Here is a 1,150-nt window from a genome sequence, read left to right on the forward strand (position 1 = left end):
GTCAAATGTTGTGTTTTGAGGTTTTCAGGCGGCTTTTTTTCAATCTTGATTCCGTCCTCGAATTTCACGCCTTCGATCACCTCGGCCATCCAGTCCGGTCCGTTCAGGCGACACCATGTCTGCTGAGCGCAGAGAGTCAGCTTGAAGACCATTGTGGAGGCGGTATCCCTGGAGAGGCAGCCTCGGGTCTTGGTGGTGCGCAACCGCACGGTGGCGAAGGTCGATTCGATGGGATTGGTGGTGCGGATGTGCACCCAGTGCTCCGCCGGGAACTCGTAGAAGGCCAGCAGCGTGTCGCGATCCTTGGCCAGGCACTCCGCGGCCTTGGGGTACTTGGCCTGGTATGAGTCGACGAAGAGATCGAAAGCCTTCTCGGCATCATCCCTGCCTTCCGCCATCCAGATTTCATGCAGGCGCTGCTTGGCTTGGATCTGAAGGCTCTTGGGCAATTTGTTGAGCACGTTGGCCGTCTTGTGCACCCAACACCGTTGCTGACGTGTTTGGCCGTAAGCCTTGCGCAGTGCCGTCCAGAAGCCCAATGCGCCGTCTCCGACAGCCAACTTCGGCCCCATCTCCAATCCCCGTGATTTCAGATCCAGCAGCAACTCCGACCAGGACTGCTCGCTTTCCCGGAAGCCGTCCCAGAGGCCCACAAGCTCCTTGTTGCCGGCCTCATCGGCGCCGACGATCACCAGAAAGCATTGCCTGGCTTGCTCCAGCCGCGCCTGGAAGTACACACCATCCACCCAGAAATAGGCGAAACGCTTGCCGGTCAGATCGCGCCGCTGCCAGGCTTCCAACTCGCCCTTCCACACCTCCTTCAAGCGGCTGACCGTGGCGGCGGAGAGTCCCGGCGCATCCGGCCCCAGCAACGCGGCCAGGGCCTCGGAGAAATCCCCGGTGGAAATGCCCTTCAGGTAAAGCCACGGAATCAGCTCCTCGATGCTCTTGGTGCGGCGCAGGTAAGGCGGCAGAATCGAGGAGGTGAAGCGGATACCCGACCCGCTTCGATCCCGCACGCGGGGCGCCTTGACGGCAATATCGCCGATCCCGCTCTGAATCGTTCGCTCCGGAAGGTAGCCGTTGCGAACCACCAGCCGGCGGCCTTGCGCATCCCTGATGTGCTCATGCGCGGCCACAAACGCCTCCA

General features: G+C 61.2%; 1 protein-coding gene. It reads right to left on the bottom strand.

The genetic code is table 11. The annotated features are described in order from the left end of the window. On the bottom strand, positions 1-1,150 hold a 1,150-nt coding region (locus tag FVQ81_18610; GenBank protein ID MBW7998543.1), incomplete at both ends, for an IS256 family transposase.

It is taken from the genome of Candidatus Glassbacteria bacterium, from assembly GCA_019456185.1.
Taxonomy (GTDB): Bacteria; Gemmatimonadota; Glassbacteria; order GWA2-58-10; family GWA2-58-10; genus JAJRTS01.